At 68.9% G+C, this 19,289-nt stretch carries 11 protein-coding genes and 1 riboswitch; of the genes, 8 read left to right on the forward strand and 3 right to left on the reverse strand.

Features of this window, described 5'->3' with window-relative positions; genetic code table 11:
• Positions 1–5: 5 nt before the first annotated feature.
• Positions 6–785 (reverse strand): DeoR/GlpR family DNA-binding transcription regulator, encoded by a 780-nt coding sequence (locus tag J2Y70_RS10515; RefSeq protein WP_309916940.1) that lies wholly within the window; start codon positions 783–785, stop codon positions 6–8.
• Positions 786–935: 150 nt separating this feature from the next.
• Between J2Y70_RS10515 and J2Y70_RS10520 the strand changes: the two genes are divergently transcribed.
• Complete coding sequence (locus J2Y70_RS10520; RefSeq protein WP_309916943.1) at positions 936–3,788, forward strand: TonB-dependent receptor; 2,853 nt, start codon at positions 936–938, stop codon at positions 3,786–3,788.
• Positions 3,789–4,129: 341 nt separating this feature from the next.
• On the opposite strand, the gene J2Y70_RS10525 is transcribed toward J2Y70_RS10520, so the two are convergent.
• Both J2Y70_RS10525 and ahcY read right to left on the reverse strand, forming a co-directional pair.
• Complete coding sequence (locus tag J2Y70_RS10525) at positions 4,130–4,543, reverse strand: MAPEG family protein (protein ID WP_309916946.1); 414 nt, start codon at positions 4,541–4,543, stop codon at positions 4,130–4,132.
• Positions 4,544–4,793: 250 nt separating this feature from the next.
• Positions 4,794–6,239: an adenosylhomocysteinase gene (ahcY, locus tag J2Y70_RS10530; RefSeq protein WP_309916949.1), complete on the reverse strand. Its 1,446-nt coding sequence runs from the start codon at positions 6,237–6,239 to the stop codon at positions 4,794–4,796.
• Between the two features lie 35 nt (positions 6,240–6,274).
• A riboswitch (S-adenosyl-L-homocysteine riboswitch) is annotated at positions 6,275–6,374 on the reverse strand.
• Positions 6,375–6,733: 359 nt separating this feature from the next.
• Here ahcY and ppc point away from each other — a divergent pair.
• From ppc to J2Y70_RS10565, 7 genes are all read left to right on the forward strand, one after another.
• Positions 6,734–9,451: a phosphoenolpyruvate carboxylase gene (gene ppc, locus J2Y70_RS10535; RefSeq protein ID WP_309916952.1), complete on the forward strand. Its 2,718-nt coding sequence runs from the start codon at positions 6,734–6,736 to the stop codon at positions 9,449–9,451.
• A gap of 103 nt (positions 9,452–9,554) precedes the next feature.
• Positions 9,555–10,121 (forward strand): helix-turn-helix domain-containing protein, encoded by a 567-nt coding sequence (locus tag J2Y70_RS10540; protein WP_309916956.1) that lies wholly within the window; start codon positions 9,555–9,557, stop codon positions 10,119–10,121.
• The gene (locus tag J2Y70_RS10545) at positions 10,118–11,206 is read left to right on the forward strand and encodes a DUF4105 domain-containing protein (RefSeq protein ID WP_309916959.1); all 1,089 of its coding nucleotides are present in this window, start codon (positions 10,118–10,120) and stop codon (positions 11,204–11,206) included. Before J2Y70_RS10540 ends, J2Y70_RS10545 begins: the two co-directional genes overlap by 4 nt.
• Positions 11,206–13,146 carry an alpha/beta fold hydrolase gene (locus J2Y70_RS10550; RefSeq protein WP_309916962.1) on the forward strand — a complete coding sequence of 647 codons (1,941 nt, stop codon included), beginning with the start codon at positions 11,206–11,208 and terminating at the stop codon, positions 13,144–13,146. The genes J2Y70_RS10545 and J2Y70_RS10550 overlap by 1 nt, the downstream gene beginning before the upstream one ends.
• Before the next feature lie 693 nt (positions 13,147–13,839).
• Positions 13,840–16,653, forward strand: a complete 2,814-nt coding sequence (locus J2Y70_RS10555; RefSeq protein ID WP_309916965.1) for a TonB-dependent receptor — start codon at positions 13,840–13,842, stop codon at positions 16,651–16,653.
• A gap of 44 nt (positions 16,654–16,697) precedes the next feature.
• Positions 16,698–17,801, forward strand: a complete 1,104-nt coding sequence (locus J2Y70_RS10560; RefSeq protein WP_309916968.1) for a Ca2+-dependent phosphoinositide-specific phospholipase C — start codon at positions 16,698–16,700, stop codon at positions 17,799–17,801.
• Positions 17,802–17,833: 32 nt separating this feature from the next.
• Positions 17,834–19,078 carry a histidine-type phosphatase gene (locus J2Y70_RS10565; protein ID WP_309916970.1) on the forward strand — a complete coding sequence of 415 codons (1,245 nt, stop codon included), beginning with the start codon at positions 17,834–17,836 and terminating at the stop codon, positions 19,076–19,078.
• Positions 19,079–19,289 lie beyond the last annotated feature (211 nt).

Below are 19,289 nucleotides of genomic sequence, written 5' to 3' on the forward strand. Positions count from 1 at the left end.
CGGGATCAGGCGCGCACCAGGTCCACGCCCAGCGCCTGGCAGGCCTGGGCGACGTCTTCCGGCGCGCCGGTATCGGTGATCAGCGCGTCCAGCTCGGAGATCGGGATGATCCGGTGCAGGCAGATCTTGCCGAACTTGGAGCTGTCGGTGATGGCGATGACCGCGCGCGCCGCCTCCACCATCTTGCGGTTGAGCATCGCCTCGGGTTCGTAGTGGGTGGTGATGCCGCGCTCCAGGTCGAAGCCGTCCACGCCCAGGAACAGCAGATCCACGTGCAGCGCGTCCAGCGCTTCGACCGTCAGCCCGCCATAGAAGGCCATGTTCTTGCGCCGCAGTTCGCCGCCCAGCATCACCAGGTTGATGTGGGTCTTGGGGCTGAGCGCGGTCAGCACGCCGAAGTCGTTGGTGACCACGGTCACGTCGATGTCCGGCAACGCTTCGGCCAGCTGGATCGCGGTGGTGCCCGAATCGATGGCGATGGTGTTGCCCGGCTGCACCATCGCCGCCGCGCGCCGGCCGATGCGGCGCTTTTCCTCCAGGTGCACGGTGCGCTTGGCGTCGTAGTGCGGTTCGGCCGGTACGGCATTGACCGCGCTGCTGTCGATGCCGCCGCCGTAGGCGCGCGCCATGACCCCGCGCTCGGCCAAGTAGCGCAGATCCTTGCGCACCGTCTGCAGGCTCACCCCGAATTGCTGCGCCAGGGCGGAGACCTGCACGCTGCCGTGCTGGCGAACCAATTCGCTGATCTGGAGACGGCGCTGGCTGGTGTCGCGGGTGACGGACATGGGGGCTCCTTGCAAACGGTCCAGAGTATGCGACAGTTCGTTACATTTCGCTATTGATACAAAACGAAACCTGCTATAGGCTCGGTTTCGTTGTTTTTCATCTGGCCCCCGCACCGCCGTCCTACGCCCGCCAGCCCCAGGAGACCGCCCGTGAACGCCGTTCGTCCGCATCGCCACAGCCTGTTTCATGCCATCGCCCTCGCCCTGCTGATGCCGGCCACGGCCTGGTCCCAGGACGCCGCTCCGTCGTCGTCGCAACTGCAGCCGGCACCGGGCAGCGCCACCGGCAACGCCGAGACCAGCCAGAATCCGGTTGACCTGGAGACGATCCAGGTCACCGGCGTGCGCGCCGCCCTGGCGCGCTCCACCGAACTCAAGCGCGACGCGGCGACGGTGCAGGATTCGATCAGCGCGCTGGAGCTTGGCCGCTTCCCCGACGACAACGTGGCCGATTCGCTCAGCCACATCACCGGCGTGTCGATCAGCCGCACCGCCGGCGGCGAAGGGCAGAAGGTCAGCGTGCGCGGGCTCGGCCCGGAGTACACGCTCACCACCTTCAACGGCCGCATCCTGGCCACCGACGGCGCCGGGCGCGATTTCGCCTACGACGTGCTGCCGGCCGACGTGATCAGCGGCGCCGATGTGGTCAAGGGCGCGCAATCGGTGCTGACCGAAGGCGCGATCGGCGGCCTGATCAACCTGCGCTCGGCCAGCCCGTTCGACCAGAAGGGCCAGCATGCGATCGTCCGCGCCGAAGGCGACCGCAACCAGATGTCCGAACTCAACGGCCGCAAGCTGTCGGCGGCCTACAGCAACACCTTCCTCGACGACACGTTCGGCGTGCTGCTGGGCGTGGTCTACGCCGAGCGCAAGGACCGCACCGACATCGCCGGCAACGACGGCGGCTGGACCCGCAATCCCGACCCGAGCGACCCGACCTGGGGCGGCAACGCCTGGGGCGGCAATATCGATCCCAATGGCAACGGCGAGCTGGATCCGGACGAATACGGGCTGATCGCACCGGGCCAGTTCCGCGTCGGCTCGATCCTGGAGGACAAGAAGCGCCGCGCCTTCTCCGGCAAGTTCGAGTGGCGGCCGAACGACGACGTGCGCATCGTCGTCGACGGGCTCAAGACCCGCCTCGATTCGCCGCAGGTGTCCTACCAGCAGTCGTACTACCCGTTGTTCGCGCCGGGGCGCTGGTCGGACATCACCGTGCAGAACGGCATCGTCACCGGCCTCACCCTGGACAACCCGGATCCGGAGCTGCGCATGAATCCGGAGATCCTCAATCAGACCGAACACCGGGTGGTCGACACCGACCTGTACGGCATCAACGGGCAATGGAAGGCCAGCGACAGCCTGACCCTGACCGGCGACCTGTACCGCTCCACCTCCAAGCGCTATTCCGGCGGCCAGGACACCTACGTGGTGCTGCGCATGAACCAGCCCAACACCACCCGCATCACCCTGGGCCGCAACGCCGTGCCCAACGTCACCGCCAGCTTCGACGACGGCCGCGACCTCGCCACCGGCCTGGCCAACGGCCAGTTCACCGACACCGACTTCAACACGCACTACATGGAGCTGCGCGGCGACAACATCGCCGACGAGATCACCGGCGGCACCCTTGGCGGCAAGCTCTACGTCGGCCAGTGGGGCGTGGACAACCTGCACTTCGGGATGACCCGCACCGAACGCAGCAAGCGCCGCGACCTGATCAACAACACCCTCAACGGCGGCGCCGACTACTATTCCGGCGACAACGCGATCAATGTCGGCGCGCTGGGCGGCAACGTGCTCGATCACACCTTCGCCCTGCCGCATTTCATGGACAAGGTGGGCTCCACGTTCCCGCGCACGTTCCTGGCCTTCGACGTGCCCAACTACCTGGCCCAGTTGCGGGCCTACGACGGCAACCCGCGCCAGGACGGCAGCACCTACGACTACGCGCTGGCCGCGCCGCAGTGGAACCCGCTGGAAAGCTACCGGGTCGAGGAGAAGACCAACGCCTTCTATGTGCAGGCCGACCTGTCCGGCGAGCGCTGGAACGCCGATGTCGGCGTGCGCCTGGTCAAGACCCGCACCCGCGCCCAGGCCTGGGACGCGAAGATCCTCAGCATCACCGAGAACGGTGCGTTCAACTACACCGCCGAATACGCCGAGCCGACCCCGATCGTGCAGGACGGCGACTACACCTTCGTGCTGCCGTCGGGCAACTTCACCTGGCGCTTCAGCGACGACCTGCTGCTGCGCGTGGGCGCGGCCAAGACCATGGCGCGCCCCTCGGTGGACAAGCTGGCGCCGACCAACACCACCGCCAGCGTGTCCTGGGGCGAGTTCACCCAGATCTACGGCGGCAACGTCAACCTCAAGCCCTACAGCGCCAAGCAGGGCGACCTGTCGCTGGAGTGGTACTTCGCCGAACAGTCCATCGCCAACGTGGCGGTGTTCTACAAGCGCATCGAAAACCAGATCACCACCAGTTGGGAGCCGAACCAGGACATCGGCGTGCCGGGCCACCTGTTCAACGTGATGCGGCCGATCAACGGCGACTACGCCAAGGTCCGCGGCATCGAGGCCGGCCTGCAGCACTTCTGGGACAACGGCCTGGGCTTCCGCGCGCAGTACACCCGCAACTGGTCGCGCAGCTGGGTCAACGGCGAGGAGCGCCCGCTGGAAGGCATCGCGCCGGCGGTGTATTCGCTCGGGCTGATGTACGAGAAGGGGCCGTGGTCGATCGGCGCCACCGCCGACCACACCGACGGCTTCGTCACCGCGGTCAACGTGCTGGGCGCCGGCTACAACGAACAGGCCGACAAGATCACCTGGCTGACCGCCCACGTGTCCTACGAAGTCAATGACATGCTGAGCCTCAGCCTGGAAGGCCAGAACCTGCTGGACGACGAGCAGACCTACAGCATCAACGGCAACCCGCTGCTGTCGCAGGGCTACAACCGCTACGGCCGCGCCTTCACCCTGGGCCTGAGCCTGCGGTTCTGATCCGCCTGCGGTTTACGAGCATCCGCAGAGAGAACCATGCCTTAGCCCCTCTCCCACCGGGAGAGGGGTTGGGGTGAGGGTCCGGCCCCAAGCGCATTGTTAGGTTGGCTCAAGCGTTCGCTCTTCAGCTCGCACTCGCAGAGGCAAGCCTGGACGAATCGTTGGGACTTTCAGTGCTGCACGTGATAAGCCCGCAGCACGTTGCCATCGGCGTACTCCACATACAGCGAATCGAAATCGATCCTGAGCCCACTGCACATCCCAAGCTCGTAATCCGCAATCTCGCCGCGCATGCCCTGAGGGCGCCGAGCGCGGCTCCCACGGCAGGCTTCGGCCGCATGTCAGCTCGCAGCCACTGTGCCAGCGGCCACCACTGCCAGGACCCAAAGGCCAAGCACCGCGAGGAAATTGACGGTAAACACGGCGCCTCTGAGCCGGACGTTCGTGGTGAAGATCTGCACGGCGCTGTGCAGGATACGGCCCAGCACGAAGATCCAGGCCAGAGCCACGGCGGCCGAGATCGCCGCATGAAGCTGGAGAAGAATCAGGCAGGCGACATGGAAGAACAGCGGCCACTCGAACTGGTTGGACAGGTTGGCGCTGATGCGTGGCTCGATGGCGGCCCATGGGTTGCTGCCGTCCGCGCGGCCGCCGATGCCCCAGACTGCGGGAGCGCGCACAACGGTAAGTAGTACGTAGAGGCATGCAGCAAGTGCGACTTGCGCGGCCATTGGAAGAATCAGCGCGTACGGCATCGTAGTCCTCGAACTGCCGACGTGAGCGGCCCTCGGAGGGAGTTTAGCCGGTCTGCGAAGATGGTCCGGCTGCCAATACCGGGGGCAGGAAGCACCTATCATCCGGCGCTTGAGTTGGACGCAGTTGCGAAACGGCTTTGGCCTGATTGCATATTCGAGCGACGATGCGCGCCCACACCAACAAAAAACGGGCGCCTTTCGGCGCCCGTTCTACCTGCTCTTCGCGTCCGGCGGCAAATCCGCCGACCACTCAGTACCGGTAATGCTCCGGCTTGTACGGACCGTCGACCGACACGCCCAGGTAGGCGGCCTGGTCGTCGCTGAGCTTGGTCAGCTTCACGCCGATCTTTTCCAGGTGCAGGCGCGCCACTTCCTCGTCCAGCTTCTTCGGCAGGCGGTAGACCTGCTTCTCGTAGCTGTCCTTGTTCTGCCACAGGTCGATCTGCGCCAGGGTCTGGTTGGCGAAGCTGTTGGACATCACGAAGCTCGGGTGGCCGGTGGCGCAGCCCAGGTTGACCAGGCGGCCTTCGGCCAGCAGGAAGATCGCGTTGCCGTTCGGGAACACGAACTTGTCCACCTGCGGCTTGATGTTGATCTTCTGCACGCCGGGGTACTTGTACAGCGCCTCGACCTGGATCTCGTTGTCGAAATGGCCGATGTTGCAGACGATGGCCTGGTCCTTCATCTGCGTCAGGTGTTCGATGCGGATGATGTCCTTGTTGCCGGTGGTGGTGACGTAGATGTCGGCCTGGCCCAGGCTGTCTTCGACGGTGTTGACTTCGAAGCCTTCCATCGCCGCCTGCAACGCGCAGATCGGGTCGATCTCGGTGACGATGACGCGGGCGCCGTAGGCGCGCAGGCTGTGCGCCGAGCCCTTGCCGACGTCGCCGTAGCCGCAGACCACGGCGACCTTGCCGGCCAGCATCACGTCCATCGCGCGCTTGAGGCCGTCGGCCAGCGACTCGCGGCAGCCGTACAGGTTGTCGAACTTGCTCTTGGTCACCGAGTCGTTGACGTTGATCGACGGCACCAGCAGGGTGCCGGCCTCGGCCAGCTGGTACAGGCGATGCACGCCGGTGGTGGTTTCCTCGGACACGCCCTTCCAGTCCTTGACCACGCGGGTCCAGTAGCCGGGGCGCTCGACGGCCACGCGCTTGAGCAGGTCCTTGATCACCTGCTCCTCGTGCGAGGAGGCCGGTTCGTCCACCCACTTGGAGCCGTTCTCCAGCTCGTAGCCCTTGTGGATCAGCAGGGTGACGTCGCCGCCGTCGTCCACCACCAGCTCCGGACCGGTCTGGGTGCCGTCGGCCAGGGTGAAGGTCAGCGCGTCGAGGGTGCAGTCCCAGTATTCCTCCAGGCTCTCGCCCTTCCAGGCGAACACGGGGGTGCCGGTGACCGCGATCGCGGCGGCGGCGTGGTCCTGGGTGGAGAAGATGTTGCACGAGGCCCAGCGCACGTCGGCGCCGATGTCCTTCAGCGTCTCGATCAGCACTGCGGTCTGGATGGTCATGTGCAGCGAGCCGGTCACGCGCACGCCGGCCAGCGGCTTGGCGGTGGCGTACTGGCGGCGGATCGACATCAGGCCCGGCATCTCGTGCTCGGCGATGTCCAGCTCCTTGCGGCCCCAATCGGCCAGGGAGATGTCGGCGACCTTGTAGTCGCCCTCGGTGGAAAAGCTCTTGCGTACAGCGTTCATCGGTAGTGCTCCGGTCAATGGCGAGAAAACTCGCGAAGGTCCGGGCGCCGTTGTCGCTCAAGCCTGCCGCCGAGCCTGGCCGGATCTGGAGGCGGGAAGCCCCGCATCGACACGGTCGCAGCGCCCCTCGGCGGAGGGACAGCCGATTATAGCGGCTGCGGCGTGCGCTGCTTGAATGGGCGGCGCTCGTCCTGGGATGCAGCGCGCGTTGGCGCCGCTCCCGCGGCGGCGTTGCGACCAGACCTGCCGGGGCCGCTCGTTCCGGACCGGTGGCTCCCCGGCGGCGTTGCCGAGTGCGGCCGGCTCTTGTGCCGAGCGGCTTTGGTCGCGACGCGTCAGGCGTGGCGTCGTCGCGACTGAAGTCGCTCCCACAGGAGTGCCCGTGTCGCGGCACCGGCGATGGTTCGCTTTGAAACCGTTATCAGGACCGGGCGGGGGACTAATACTTTTGGGTTAGTCTTGCGGCGCCCCCACAGCCGAGCCATGCGTTTCCGATGAACGAGTACCGCAGCAGCATCGTGTTTGCCACGCCCGATATCCCCTTGCGCGACGACGTACGCCGATTGGGGGCGCTGGTCGGCGACCTGCTCGCCGAGCAGGTGTCTGCGGAGTTCCTGGACGAGATCGAGACCATCCGTACCACCGCGATCGCGCGCCGCGAGAGCGATGCGCCGCCGTCCTCGCTGAGCGAGCAGCTTTCCGGCCGCGCGCCGCGCGATGCCGAGGCGCTGGTGCGCGCCTTCAGCACCTACTTCCAGGTGGTCAACATCGCCGAGCGCGTGCACCGCATCCGCCGCCGCCGCGACTACCAGCGCAACAGCGCCGACACGCCGCAGCCGGACGGCCTGCACGATGCGCTGCAGCGGCTCAAGGCGCAGGGCGTGAGCGCGCAGGAGCTGGGCGAATGGCTGCCGCGGATCGACGTGGAGCCGGTGTTCACCGCGCACCCGACCGAGGCGGTGCGCCGCGCGCTGCTGGAAAAAGAACAACTGATGGTGGCCAGCCTGGTCGACAACCTCGACGGCATGCGCACGCCCGGCGAGCGCGCCACCGACGCGGCGCGCTTCCGCATGGCGCTGACCGCCTCGTGGCAGACCGCCGATTCCTCGCCGGTGCGGCCGACCGTGGAAGACGAGCGCGAGCATGTCGGCTTCTACCTGACCCAGGTGCTGTACCGGGTGATCCCGGTGATGTACGAGACCCTGGAGCATGCGATCGAGGAAACCTACGGCGTGCCGGTGCCGTTGCCGCGGCTGCTGCGCTTCGGCACCTGGGTCGGCGGCGACATGGACGGCAATCCGAACGTGGATGCCGGCACCATCACCGCCACGCTCGACGCGCAGCGCCGCGCGGTGCTGGACCGCTACCTGAAGGAACTGTGGCAGCTGGCCAGCCTGCTCAGCCAGTCGACCACGCTGGTGGCGGTCAGCGCGCCGCTGCTGGCGCAACTGGAACGCTACCGGCAGCTGCTGCCCGAGGCCGCGGCGCACTCGCGCCCGCGCCACGGCGACATGCCGTACCGGCTGTTCAACGATCTGATGCGCGCGCGCCTGCAGGCGACGCTGGACGATGCGCCCGGCGCCTACACCACGCCGACCGAGCTGGAGCAGGACCTGCAACTGATCCTGGACAGCCTGCAGGCCAACAAGGGCCTGCACGCCGGCTGGTTCGCGGTGCGGCGCCTGCTGTGGCGGGTGCGCAGCTTCGGTTTCCACCTGGCGCGGCTGGACGTGCGCCAGGAGTCCAGCGTGCATGCGCGCGCGGTGGCCACGGCGCTGGGCGACGACGGCTGGGATGCGCGGTCGGCGCAGGAGCGCGCGGCCGTGCTCGGCGCCTACGCCGGCGGCGAGCAGGCCTTGCCGGCGGCGCCCGACGATGCCGGCAACGCACGCCTGGACGCGGTGTTCGCCGCGCTCGCCGATGCGCGCGCGCGACACGGCGCCGATGCGCTGGGCAGCTACATCATCAGCATGGCGCACAACCGCGCCGACGTGCTGACCGTGCTTGCGCTGGCGCGGCGCGGCGGCCTGGTCGACGCGGGCGGCGCGGTGCCGCTGGACATCGTGCCGCTGTTCGAGACCGTGGACGACCTGCGCGGCGGCACCGACACCTTGCGCGACCTGCTCGCCGATCCGGTCTACCGCCGCCACCTGGCCGCGCGCGACGACGTGCAGATGGTGATGCTCGGCTATTCGGACAGCGGCAAGGACGGCGGCATCGCCGCCTCGCGCTGGGGCCTGCAGCGCGCGCAGGTGGAACTGCTCGACGCCGCCGCCGAGCTCGGCATCCGCCTGACCTTCTTCCACGGCCGCGGCGGTTCGATCGTGCGCGGCGGCGGCAAGACCACGCGCGCGTTGGAGGCGGCGCCGCGCGGCAGCGTCGACGGCCGGCTGCGGGTGACCGAGCAGGGCGAGGTGATCCATCGCAAGTACGGTATCCGTGCGTTGGCGCTGCGTTCGCTGGAGCAGATGACCGGCGCGGTGCTGCTGTCGAGCCTGCGCCCGCGCGCCCCTGACGCGCGCGAGGAAGCGTGGCGGCCGGTGATGGACATCGTCGCCGAACACAGCACCCGCGCCTACCGCGAATTCGTCGGCGATGCCGAGTTCATGCGCTATTTCCGCCTGGCCACGCCGATCGACGTGATCGAGCGGATGACCCTGGGCTCGCGGCCGTCGCGGCGGCTGGGCCAGGACGCGGCGCTGGACAACCTGCGCGCGATCCCCTGGGTGTTCGCGTGGAGCCAGGCGCGCGCGGTGATCCCGGGCTGGTACGGCGTCGGCAGCGGCCTGCGCGCGGCCATCGACGCCGGCCATGAAGACACGCTGCGCGAGATGGCCGCCGACTGGCCGTTCTTCCGCACCTTCCTCGACGACATCGCGATGGTGCTGTCCAAGGGCGACCTCAACATCGCCGAGATGTTCTCGCGCCTGGCCGGGCCGCTGCACGAGCGCTTCTTCCCGCGCATCCGCGACGAGCTGGCGCTGACCAAGGGCTGGGTGAAGGCGCTGACCGGGCAAGCATCGCTGCTGCAGCACGACCCGCGGCTGGCGCTGTCGATCCGCCTGCGCAATCCCTACATCGACCCGATCAGCGTGCTGCAGGTGGACCTGCTGCAGCGTTGGCGCGCCACCGATGGCGAGGACGAGGAGCTGCTGCGCGCGTTGGTGGCCTGCGTCAACGGCGTCTCCCAGGGCGTGCAGAACACCGGCTGACGGCGGCCGCCGCGTCCGGCAGCAGTGCTGCCGGACGGGCTCCGAATCCGGCCGCAGCCGCGGCACTATCGCAAGCGGACAGAATTGTCCGATAATCCCCGCCATGGACCTCCGCGCCGATGCCGCCCACCGCCGCCGCCTGCTGCTCGACGCGGCCGACGAAGTGTTCTGCGAGCACGGCGTGCTGGCGCCGCTGGAACTGGTGGTCGAGCGCTCCGGCGTCGGCCGGGCCACGCTGTACCGCAATTTCGCCGATCGCACCGACCTGATGATCGCGCTGCTGCAGCGCGCCCTGGATGGCTTGGAACACTGCGCACGCGACATCGGCGAGCGCCCCGACGGCCTGTTCCTGCTGCTGCGCGATGTCGCCGAGCACATCGCGATGTCCGCGCCGCTGGCCGACTATTGGCGCTCGATGCCGCGCGACCATCCGCAGATCGAAGTGGCGCATGCGCGGCTGATGGCGATCCTGCTGCCGTTCCTGCAGCGCGCCACCGCTGCCGGCCTGTGCCGCCCAGGTCTGGATGGAGACGATCTCGCTTTGTTGATGGACATGCTCGGCGCCTGCCAGCGCGGCGGCGACGAAGCCGAACGCAAGGCCTTGGCGCTGCGCGGTTGTCGGCTGCTGTGCCATGCGCTGGCCACGCCCGCGGCGGAGGCGGCGCTATGAGCACGCGGCGCGGGCGAGGGCAGGGCGGCAGCGGCGCTGGCATAGCCGCGCGCGACAGCGCGCCGCGGCGCTGGCCGGCACGCCTGGCGCGTGCCGCGGCGGCGCTGGCGATCGTGCTGGCCGGCGTCTGCGGCGCGCTGTTCCTGGCCTACCTGCCGCATACCGGGGCGCTGGTGCGCTACGCCTCGGCGCTGCTGTGGGTGGCGATGGGCGGCGCCGCGCTGTGGGGCCTGCGCCACCCCCGCGACTACCGCGTGCTGCCGCTGATCTTCGCCATCGGCTGCGCCGGCATGGTGTTCGGCTGGTCGCAACTGCGGCCCGAGCAGGACCGCGACTGGGCCGACGACGTGGCGCAGCCGCTGCAGCCGCAGGTCGACGGCCACATCGTCACCCTGCACAACGTGCGCAACTTCGCCTGGCGCAGCGACAGCGACTACACGCCGCGCTGGGAAACCCGCCAGTACGACCTGGATCGGCTGGTCTCGGCGGACCTGGCGCTGTCCTACTGGATGGGGCCGGCGATCGCCCACACCCTGGTCTCGTTCGGTTTCGACGATGGCCGCCGGGTGGTGTTCTCGCTGGAGATCCGCCGGGAGCGCGGCGAATCGTTTTCGGCGCTGGCCGGGTTCTTCCGCAATTTCGAGCAGGTGATGATCGCCGCCGACGAGCGCGACATCCTCGCGGTGCGCAGCAACGTGCGCGGCGAGGACGTCTACCTGTACCGGCTGAACATCCCGCGCGCGCAGCTGCGCCAGCTGTTCCTGGGCTACGTGGCGAACGCGCAGCAACTGCTGCATCGGCCGAAGTTCTACAACACCGCGACCAGCAACTGCACCACCATCGTGTTCGAACTGGTGCGCAAGCTCGATCCGCAGCTGCCGCTGGACTACCGGCTGTTGCTGTCCGGCTACCTGCCGTCCTACGTGTACGCGCAACACGGCTTCATGCCCGGCTATGCGCTGGCCACGCTGCAGGCGCGCGGCCGCATCGGCGAACGCGCGCGCCAGGCCGGCAGCGGCGCCGATTTCTCGCAGCGCATCCGCGAAGGCATTCCCGGCGAAGCGCTTCCCGGAGCGCCGCGCTGATGCGCGCCGCGCAGGCCGCACGGCAGCTGGGGGCGCGTGCGCTGCTGGCGGTGGGCCTGCTCGCCGGCTCCGGCTGCGCCATGGTCACCGTGCAGTCGCGCGCGGCCGGCGACTACATCGCGACCAAGCGCGGCGACGTGCTCAGCACCGGCGAACTCAGCGACGCCAGCCAGGAAACACTGCGCGTGGTGGCGATCGAGCGCAAGCCCTGCGAGGCCGACATCCCCGCCTGCGCCGCGCAGCTGCGCACGGTGCAGGGACTGGACGAGGAACGGCGCCTGGCGACGCTGTCGGAGCTGTGGTTGCGCGCGGCGACGACGCGGACGCCCAAGGCGATCGTCACGCTCGACGATGCGGCCTTGCAGGCATGGCTGGAAACGGCGCGCTACGCCTATGCCTACCTGTTCTATACCGAGCGCCCGGCCAGTGCACGCGCCTTCGAGGACCGGCAGACCCAGGTGCGCGACTACTACAACTACGCGGTGCAGCACGTGGTCGGCGCCATGTTCGAGCGTTGGCGCGCGCGCAGCCCCAGCGGCGAATTGCGCGACGACGACACGCAGGCCGCTGCCGGCTGGCAGGTGCGCGCGGAGTTGGACAGTTTCCGCCTGCCGGGCGGAGTGGCGCGGCCGAATGCGATGGTGCCTGCCGCTTCGCTGCGCTTCGATGGCCTGCGCAGCACCTATCGCCGCGACGGGTTCGGCGCCGAGCTGGTGGCGGAAGTGTCGCCGGCGCAGGTCGGCGATCCGACCGCGATCGTGGCTGGTGCGAAGCCAGGGCAAGCAGCCACCGACACCGCCGGCTACAGCGAACTGTCGTACGCGCCGACCACGGTGCTGCTGCGCTTCGACGGCGACAGCCTGGCGCAGGTGCTGGAAACGCGCAGCGTGGTGATCGCGCCCTACGATCCGTATCGCGACAACGAGGTCGTCGTGCACGGCCAGCGGCTGCCGCTGGCGGCCAATTTCACCGCCGCCTACGGCCTGTGGCTGGCGCGTTCGGGTTTCGCCGAGCAGTCGTTGCGCTCGATGCTCGGGCGCGAACACGGCATCGAGCAACCGCACCTGTACCTGATGCAGCCCTACGACCCGAACCGACGCATCGTGCTGATGCTGCACGGCCTGGCCAGCAGTCCCGAAGCCTGGGTCAACGTCGCCAACGAGATCATGGGCGACGAGCAACTGCGCCGCCACTACCAGATCTGGCAGGTCTACTACCCGACCAACATGCCGATCGCCTGGAACCGCGCGCAGATCGAGACCCTGCTGCAGCGGACCCTGCACGATTTCGATCCGCAGGGGCAGGCGCCGGCGTCGCGGCACATGGTGCTGGTCGGGCACAGCATGGGCGGAGTGATCGCGCGGCTGCTGGTCAGCAGCTCCGGCGATCGGATCTGGAACGACTTGCTCGCCGGCCGCGACCTGAGCGGCGAACGCGGCGTGCGGATACGCGAGCGCCTGCAGCCGTTGTTGCGCTTCGCGCCGCTGCCGCAGGTGGACCGCGCCATCTTCATCGCCGCGCCGCACCGTGGGACGGCGTTCGCCGAGGGCCGCATCGGCCGCCTGGTCGGTGGGCTGATCCGCCTGCCGGTGACCTTGCTCGCGCGTTTCACCGAGGTGATGCGCGATATCGGCGACGACGACCGCGTGCCGCAACGCCTGCCCAACGGCATCGACAACCTGCGCGACACCGATCCGTTCGTGCGTGCGGCCGCCGAGCTCCCGATTTCGCCAGCCGTGCGCTACAACTCGATCGTCGCCCGGCGCAATCCGGCGGTGCCGTTGGCCGACGCCGACGACGGGCTGGTGCCGTACCGCAGCGCGCATCTCGATGGAGCCGAATCGGAACTGGTGATCACCTCCGGGCACAGCGTGCAGGAGACGCCGCAGGCGATCCTGGAGATCCGCCGCATCCTGCACGCGGAGATCGCGGCGGAGTGAGGCGCGGTCCGGCGACGGGCCGGCCGGATGCACTGTAGGAGGGGCTTCAGCCCCGACCGTATCCGAAGCCGCTAGATCCACCGCTTCGCTCGTCGCGACTGAAGTCGCTCCCACAAGGACTTGTGGCAAGCCGGCTGGGTGTACTTGTAGGAGGGGCTTCAGCCCCGACCGTATCCGAAGCCGCTAGATCCACCGCTTCGCTCGTCGCGACTGAAGTCGCTCCCACAGGGACTTGTGGTAAGCCGGCTGGGTGAACTGTAGAGGGGACTTCAGCCCCTGACCGTATCCGAAGCCGCTAGATCCACCGCTTCGCTCGTCGCGACTGAAGTCGCTCCCACAGGACCGTGCGGCACGTCGGCTGGGTGCACTGTGGGAGGGGCTTCAGCCCCGACGCGACCCCGCTGGTTTTACCGTTGCGCTCGTCTGCGGTCGCGATGTCACCACGCACGCATCGCCCAGCAGTGCGCGCATGTTCATCTATGAACCCCGTCACGCACCTGCAAACATCGGCGCACACAATGCGCCGCAGTTGCTAACGGCCCGTCAGTCGCACGGTCCGGCTCCGACACGGAACCTCCCCCAGATATTCGCCCAGTTGCCGGCTCGAATCCGGCGATACGGGCGCTGCTTTGCCTTCCCGGCCGCAACGCCGTTGCGCGCCGGGTCACACCCCCACGTCCTGATGGAATCCCCATGAACCACGCATCGCACCGCGCCAGGCCGCACCGGCTTGCCGGTTCCATCGCCCTGGCGCTGAGCCTGACCGTCGCCGCCACCGCCCACGCCGAAGATGCCGCGCAGGCACAGGCGCAGGCGCAGTCCAGCGACGACACCGCGCCGGCCGCGGCCAGGAACGCCACGACGCTGTCGGCGGTGACCGTCGCCGCCAACCGCTACAACGCCGCCGACATGCAGATGGCGGCCAGCAACACCGCCAACGTGCTGTCGGCCGACGACCTGAAGTACACCGCCGTGCACAACATCGCCGAGGCGCTGGGCCTGCTGCCCGGCGTCAACGTGGTCAACACCGGGCAGTCGTATTTCGGCGGCGTCGACGGCGCCGCGCGCGGCGAGGGCATGTTCGCTTCGGTGCGCGGCCTCAATGCCGAATACAACGTCAACCTGATCAACGGCGTCAACGTCGCGCAGGGTATGCCGTACAGCCGCAGCGTGCAGCTGAGCTTGCTGCCGCCCTCGGGCCTGCAGACCATCGTGTTGAACAAGACCTCCACCGCGGCGATGGACGGCGACGCGATCGGCGGCACCATCGACTACCGCACGCCCAGCGGCTTCGACTACAGCGACGCGATCGGCGGCAGCGTCACCGCCAGCGGGCGCATGGAAAGCCGCGCCCGCGACTACGACCAGAGCGGTCTGGGCAAGGGTGCGGCCGGGGAATTCCACGCCAAGTTCGGCAGCGAACGCCAGTTCGGCCTCTACGCCAGCGCCTACTACGACGAGCGCCACTACGTGAACAGCGAAGTGGCCAGCGCCTCCGCCGCGCGCAACGACGGTTCGTGGGAGTTCTCCCGCACTACCGCCGTCGGCAAGCTGGCCGCCGGCGTCGACCCGGAAGACGCGCTGCAGTCCACCGGCACCAACATCGGCTATTCCGGCGGCGACACCAAGCGCTACGGCGGCAACGTCTCCTTCGATTGGCATGTCGATCCGAGCCTGCAGCTGTACGCGCGGATGACCTACGCCTACGCCAAGACCGAGCAGAACACCGGCTATACGCAGTTCGTGCCGGCCAGCGTCAGCTACACGCAGATCGGCAGCAGCGGCGTGTACCAGCCGCAGATCAACCGCGTCGCCCTGCGCTACTGGTACGAGACCAACCCGGAAGTGGCGGACCTGGCCACGTTCCAGTTCGGCGCAGACAAGCAGCTCGGCAACTGGACGCTGTCGCCGAACCTGTTCTACGGCTATGGCGACAACGATCGCCCGGACCACATCGAAGTCTCCGCGCGCGTGGACCAGTACACCTCCACCCAGTTCCCGTACGGCGCCAACAGCTTCATCGGCTACGACAGCGAAGGTTTCCCGGTGCCGCAGCTGACCGCGGCGATGCAGAACCAGGCCAACGACATCGGCAGCCTGTACGCGCGCCGCCATGGCCAGTTGACCAAGTCCTACAGCGGGCAGAAGAAGGGCGGCGCCAAGTTCGACGCGCGCTACGACTTCGACGACGGCGCGCTGAGCAGCCTGCAGTTCGGCGTGAAGTACGTGGACAGCTCGCGCGAGTTCACCTCGCGCGACTGGACCACCGCCAAGTTCACCGACGGCACCCTGCTGGCCGACACCGGCCTGGTCAACGGCGCATACGATGCGGTGTATCCGGGCAAGTACGACTACCCAACGGTCAAGCTGAGCAATGCGGCGTTGAAGGCTTCGATCGCCCAGTACATGACCCCGGAGGCCTTCGACACCTGCGGCAGCCTGGCGATCAACAACCAGAACTGCGCGACGATGCGCGGCACCGAGGCGGTGGCCGCGGCGTATGCGATGGCGACGTTCAAGACCGGCGACCTGGAGATCATCCCCGGCCTGCGCTTCGAGCAGACCCGCATCCGCAACACGTTCTGGACGATGCCCAAGGACAGCGGCGGCAACGAGCTGGCCGGCTACTTCCAGAACAACCACACCACCTACGACGAACCGCTGCCCAGCGTGTTCCTGAACTACCGCCCCGGCGACGGCCGTGCCGTGTACCGCGCCTCGGTCTGGACCAGCTACACGCGCCCGGCGTTCGTGCAGCTCGGCGGCGGTTCCAACTACGACGTGTCCAGCGACGGCGTCACCACCATCACCGAAGGCAATCCCGACCTGAAGCCGATCAAGGCGCTCAACGTTGACCTGTCCGGCGAATGGGACAACGGCGCCGGCGGCCACGCGATGCTGGCCGGCTACTACAAGCGCCTGTCCGACTACATCTACGAGAACGGATCGGACGCGGCCAATGCCGGCGCGAGCGGCAGCGGCAGCGGCAACGTGCGCTACGTGCGCCCGCAGAACGGCGGCGACGGCAAGGTGCTGGGCGTGGAAGCGGCGGTGCGGCAGACCCTGCAGGGCATGCCGGCGCCGCTGGACGGTTTCGGCATCGGCGCCAACGTCACCCGCCAGTCCACCCGCGTCGACCTGGGCATGGCCGGCTTCCGCGACGAGCGCATCCAGAACGCGCCGGACCTGATGGCCAATGCCGAGCTGTTCTACGAGAAGGGGCCGCTGTCGGTGAACCTGAGCTACCACTACTCGGGCGAATACGTGTCGGTCTACGACTACCTGGAGCAGGGCGCCAGCTGGGACGACCTGTGGGTGAAGCCGATCACCCGCGTCGACCTGCACGTGGGCTACGCGGTGAACGAGCACCTGCGCGCCGACCTGTCGGTGGCCAACCTGACCAACCGCCTGAGCTACTGGGCGCACGTCGGCCGCAACAGCACCGCGATCTCGGACATCGTCGATGCCGGGCGCACCAGCCTGCTGACCGTGAAGTACACGTTCTGAACCGGCGGCCTTCGCACGGGCCCGCTTCCCTCGCGCGTCGCGGCATGCTGCCGGGGCGCGTGCGGCGGCTCGCATGGATCGGCGCGCTGCTGGCGATGCCGGCCATGCACGGCGGTGCCCGGGAACGTCCGGCGCCGCCCGAATCGCTGCGGCTCGACCAACTGCAACTGCTCGGGTCGCACAACAGCTACCGGCCGTGGCCAACGCCGCAGGTGCAGCGCCGGCTGCAGGCGCATGCGCCATCCGAATGGCCGGCGCTGGCCTATGGCCATCCGCCGCTGCAGGCGCAACTGGCGCTGGGCCTGCTGCAGTTCGAACTCGATGTCGCCGCCGATCCGCACGGCGGCCTGTACGCGGCGCCGTATGCGCATGGCCGCGCCGCGGCGGCGACGCTGGCGAAGATGCGCATGCCGGGCGCCAAGGTGCTGCACCAGCCGGGCCTGGACTACGCCAGCCATTGCCTGCGGTTCCGCGACTGCCTGGCGATCTTCGCGCGCTGGTCGCAGGCGCATCCGCGGCACGCGCCGCTGGTGGTGCTGGTCAATGCGGTGGACTTCGATCCGTCGCCGGGCGTGTGGCCGCACCGCGCCGCGTTCGATGCGGCCGGCCTGGACGCGCTCGACCGCGACATCGCCGAGGTCCTCGGCCGCGCGCGGCTGATCGTGCCCGACGACGTGCGCGGCACTGCGCCGAGTCTGCGCGCGGCGGTGCTGGACAGGCGCTGGCCGACCCTGGCGCAGGCGCGCGGGCGTCTGCTGTTCGTGCTCGACGGCAACCCGCGGCACGAGGCGCTGTACCGGCAGGGCCATCCCTCGCTGGCCGGACGCATGATGTTCGGCTGGTATGCGGCCGACGCCGCGGAGGCCGCGGTGCTGTCGATCGAGGATCCGCAGGCCGATGCGGCGCTGATCCGCACGCGGGTCGCGCAGGGCTACATCGTGCGCACCCGTGCCGACGTGGACGGCGTGCAGGCGCGCGCCCACGATCGGCGGCGCGCGCAGGCGGCGCTGGACGCCGGCGCGCAATGGATCAGCACCGACTACTACGCCGGCGCACCCGACCCGCTGCGGCTGGGCTATCAGCTGGGCATCGCCGCGGGCCTGCGCTGCGACCGGGTCAGCGCGCGCTGCGATGGCGGCGGACCGTGAGCGGTTTCCTTTTCCCTTTTCCTGGAACGACGATGAGCAAGCGCATGCGCTGGATGCTGTGGGTGGTACTGGCGACGGCGGCGGGCGCACAGGCGCGGCAACCGCAGCAGGCGGCAACGGCGCCACAGCTGCAAGTCGAGCAGGTGCTGATGCTGTTCCGCCACGGCGTGCGCGCGCCGCTGCAAGGCGAGGCCGCGGCGGCGGCGCTGGCCGACCGTCCGTGGCCGGTGTGGAACACGCCGGCGAGCCTGCTCACCGAGCACGGCCGCGTCGCCGTGCAACTGAGCGGCGACTACACCCGGCAATGGCTGGTTCGCGACGGCGTGCTGCCGGCCAGCGGTTGTCCCGCTGCCGGCGCGGTCAGCGTCTACGCCAACACCGATCAGCGCACCATCGCCAGTGCGCAGGTCCTGGCCGAGACGCTGGCGCCCGGTTGCGGGCTGCAGGCCGGGCATCGGGCGCAAGGCAGCGACGATCCGCTGTTCCGTCCGGTCGAGGCCGGCGCGGTGGACTTCGATGCCGCCGCCGCGGTGGCTTCGATTCAGCGCCAGACCGGCGGTCCCGGCGCGGTGCTGGCGCCCTATGCGAAGGAGCTGCGCACGATGCGCAAGATCCTCGGCTGCAGCGCCAGGGACTGCGATTTCGCGCGCATGCCGTCGTCGCTGAGCGCTGGCGCCGACGGCCGCGGCATCGCCCTGCATGGTCCGCTGGACCTGACCTCCGGCACCGCCGAGGTGTTCATCCTGCAATACGCCGAAGGCCTGCCGCTGGACCAGGTCGGCTGGGGCCGCGCCACCCGCGCGCGCATCGGCGCGGTGTCGCGGCTGCATGCGCTGCTGTTCGAGATCTACGCGCGACCGCAGTACATGGCCGCGCGCGCCGGCGCGCCGCTGGCGCAGCGGGTGCTGGACACGCTGGGCGTGGCGGACGCGCCGAGACTGACCGTGCTGGTCGCCAGCGACACCCATATCGCCGCGCTCAGCGGATTGCTCGACCTGCACTTCCATCTGCCCGGCTTCGGCCTGGACGATTCGCCGCCTGGCGGCGCGCTGGTGCTGGAACAGGTGCGCGACGTACGCAGCGGCCAGCGCTACGTGCGCCTGCGCTACCAGGCGCAATCGCTGGACCAGCTGCGCGAACTGACCCCGCTGAACCTGCACGCGCCACCGCTGCTGCAGACCTTGCGCGTGCCCGGCTGCAGCGATGCCAAGACCGGGTTGTGCACGCTGCAGCAGTTCCAGCAGGTGTTGCAGGAGTCGTTGCAGCGGCGCGGCTGAGTCGGTTGGGGCGGCGACCCGAAACCTATGTCTGCATTCGGTGCAGGGGACATTGTGGGAGCGACTTCAGTCGCGACGGGACTTACCGATAAAGCCCGTCGCGACTGAAGTCGCTCCCACAGTGGAAATCCGCATACCGTCGCGATAGTGCCTTCCGACCGCGACGCAGGCGTCATCGCCGCCGGGACGGACCAAAAAAAACGGGCCGCGA

The sequence above is a fragment of the Xanthomonas sp. 1678 genome (assembly GCF_031455575.1).
GTDB lineage: Bacteria > Pseudomonadota > Gammaproteobacteria > Xanthomonadales > Xanthomonadaceae > Xanthomonas_A.

Bases quoted from the DNA above. Each gene is read 5' to 3' on its own strand.
- J2Y70_RS10550 (WP_309916962.1), top strand. From the start codon at position 11,206: ATGCGCGCCGCGCAGGCCGCACGGCAGCTGGGGGCGCGTGCGCTGCTG.
- ppc (WP_309916952.1), top strand. From the start codon at position 6,734: ATGAACGAGTACCGCAGCAGCATCGTGTTTGCCACGCCCGATATCCCC.
- J2Y70_RS10555 (WP_309916965.1), top strand. From the start codon at position 13,840: ATGAACCACGCATCGCACCGCGCCAGGCCGCACCGGCTTGCCGGTTCC.
- ahcY (WP_309916949.1), bottom strand. From the start codon at position 6,239: ATGAACGCTGTACGCAAGAGCTTTTCCACCGAGGGCGACTACAAGGTC.
- J2Y70_RS10540 (WP_309916956.1), top strand. From the start codon at position 9,555: ATGGACCTCCGCGCCGATGCCGCCCACCGCCGCCGCCTGCTGCTCGAC.
- J2Y70_RS10560 (WP_309916968.1), top strand. From the start codon at position 16,698: ATGCTGCCGGGGCGCGTGCGGCGGCTCGCATGGATCGGCGCGCTGCTG.
- J2Y70_RS10565 (WP_309916970.1), top strand. From the start codon at position 17,834: ATGAGCAAGCGCATGCGCTGGATGCTGTGGGTGGTACTGGCGACGGCG.
- J2Y70_RS10515 (WP_309916940.1), bottom strand. From the start codon at position 785: ATGTCCGTCACCCGCGACACCAGCCAGCGCCGTCTCCAGATCAGCGAA.
- J2Y70_RS10525 (WP_309916946.1), bottom strand. From the start codon at position 4,543: ATGCCGTACGCGCTGATTCTTCCAATGGCCGCGCAAGTCGCACTTGCT.
- J2Y70_RS10545 (WP_309916959.1), top strand. From the start codon at position 10,118: ATGAGCACGCGGCGCGGGCGAGGGCAGGGCGGCAGCGGCGCTGGCATA.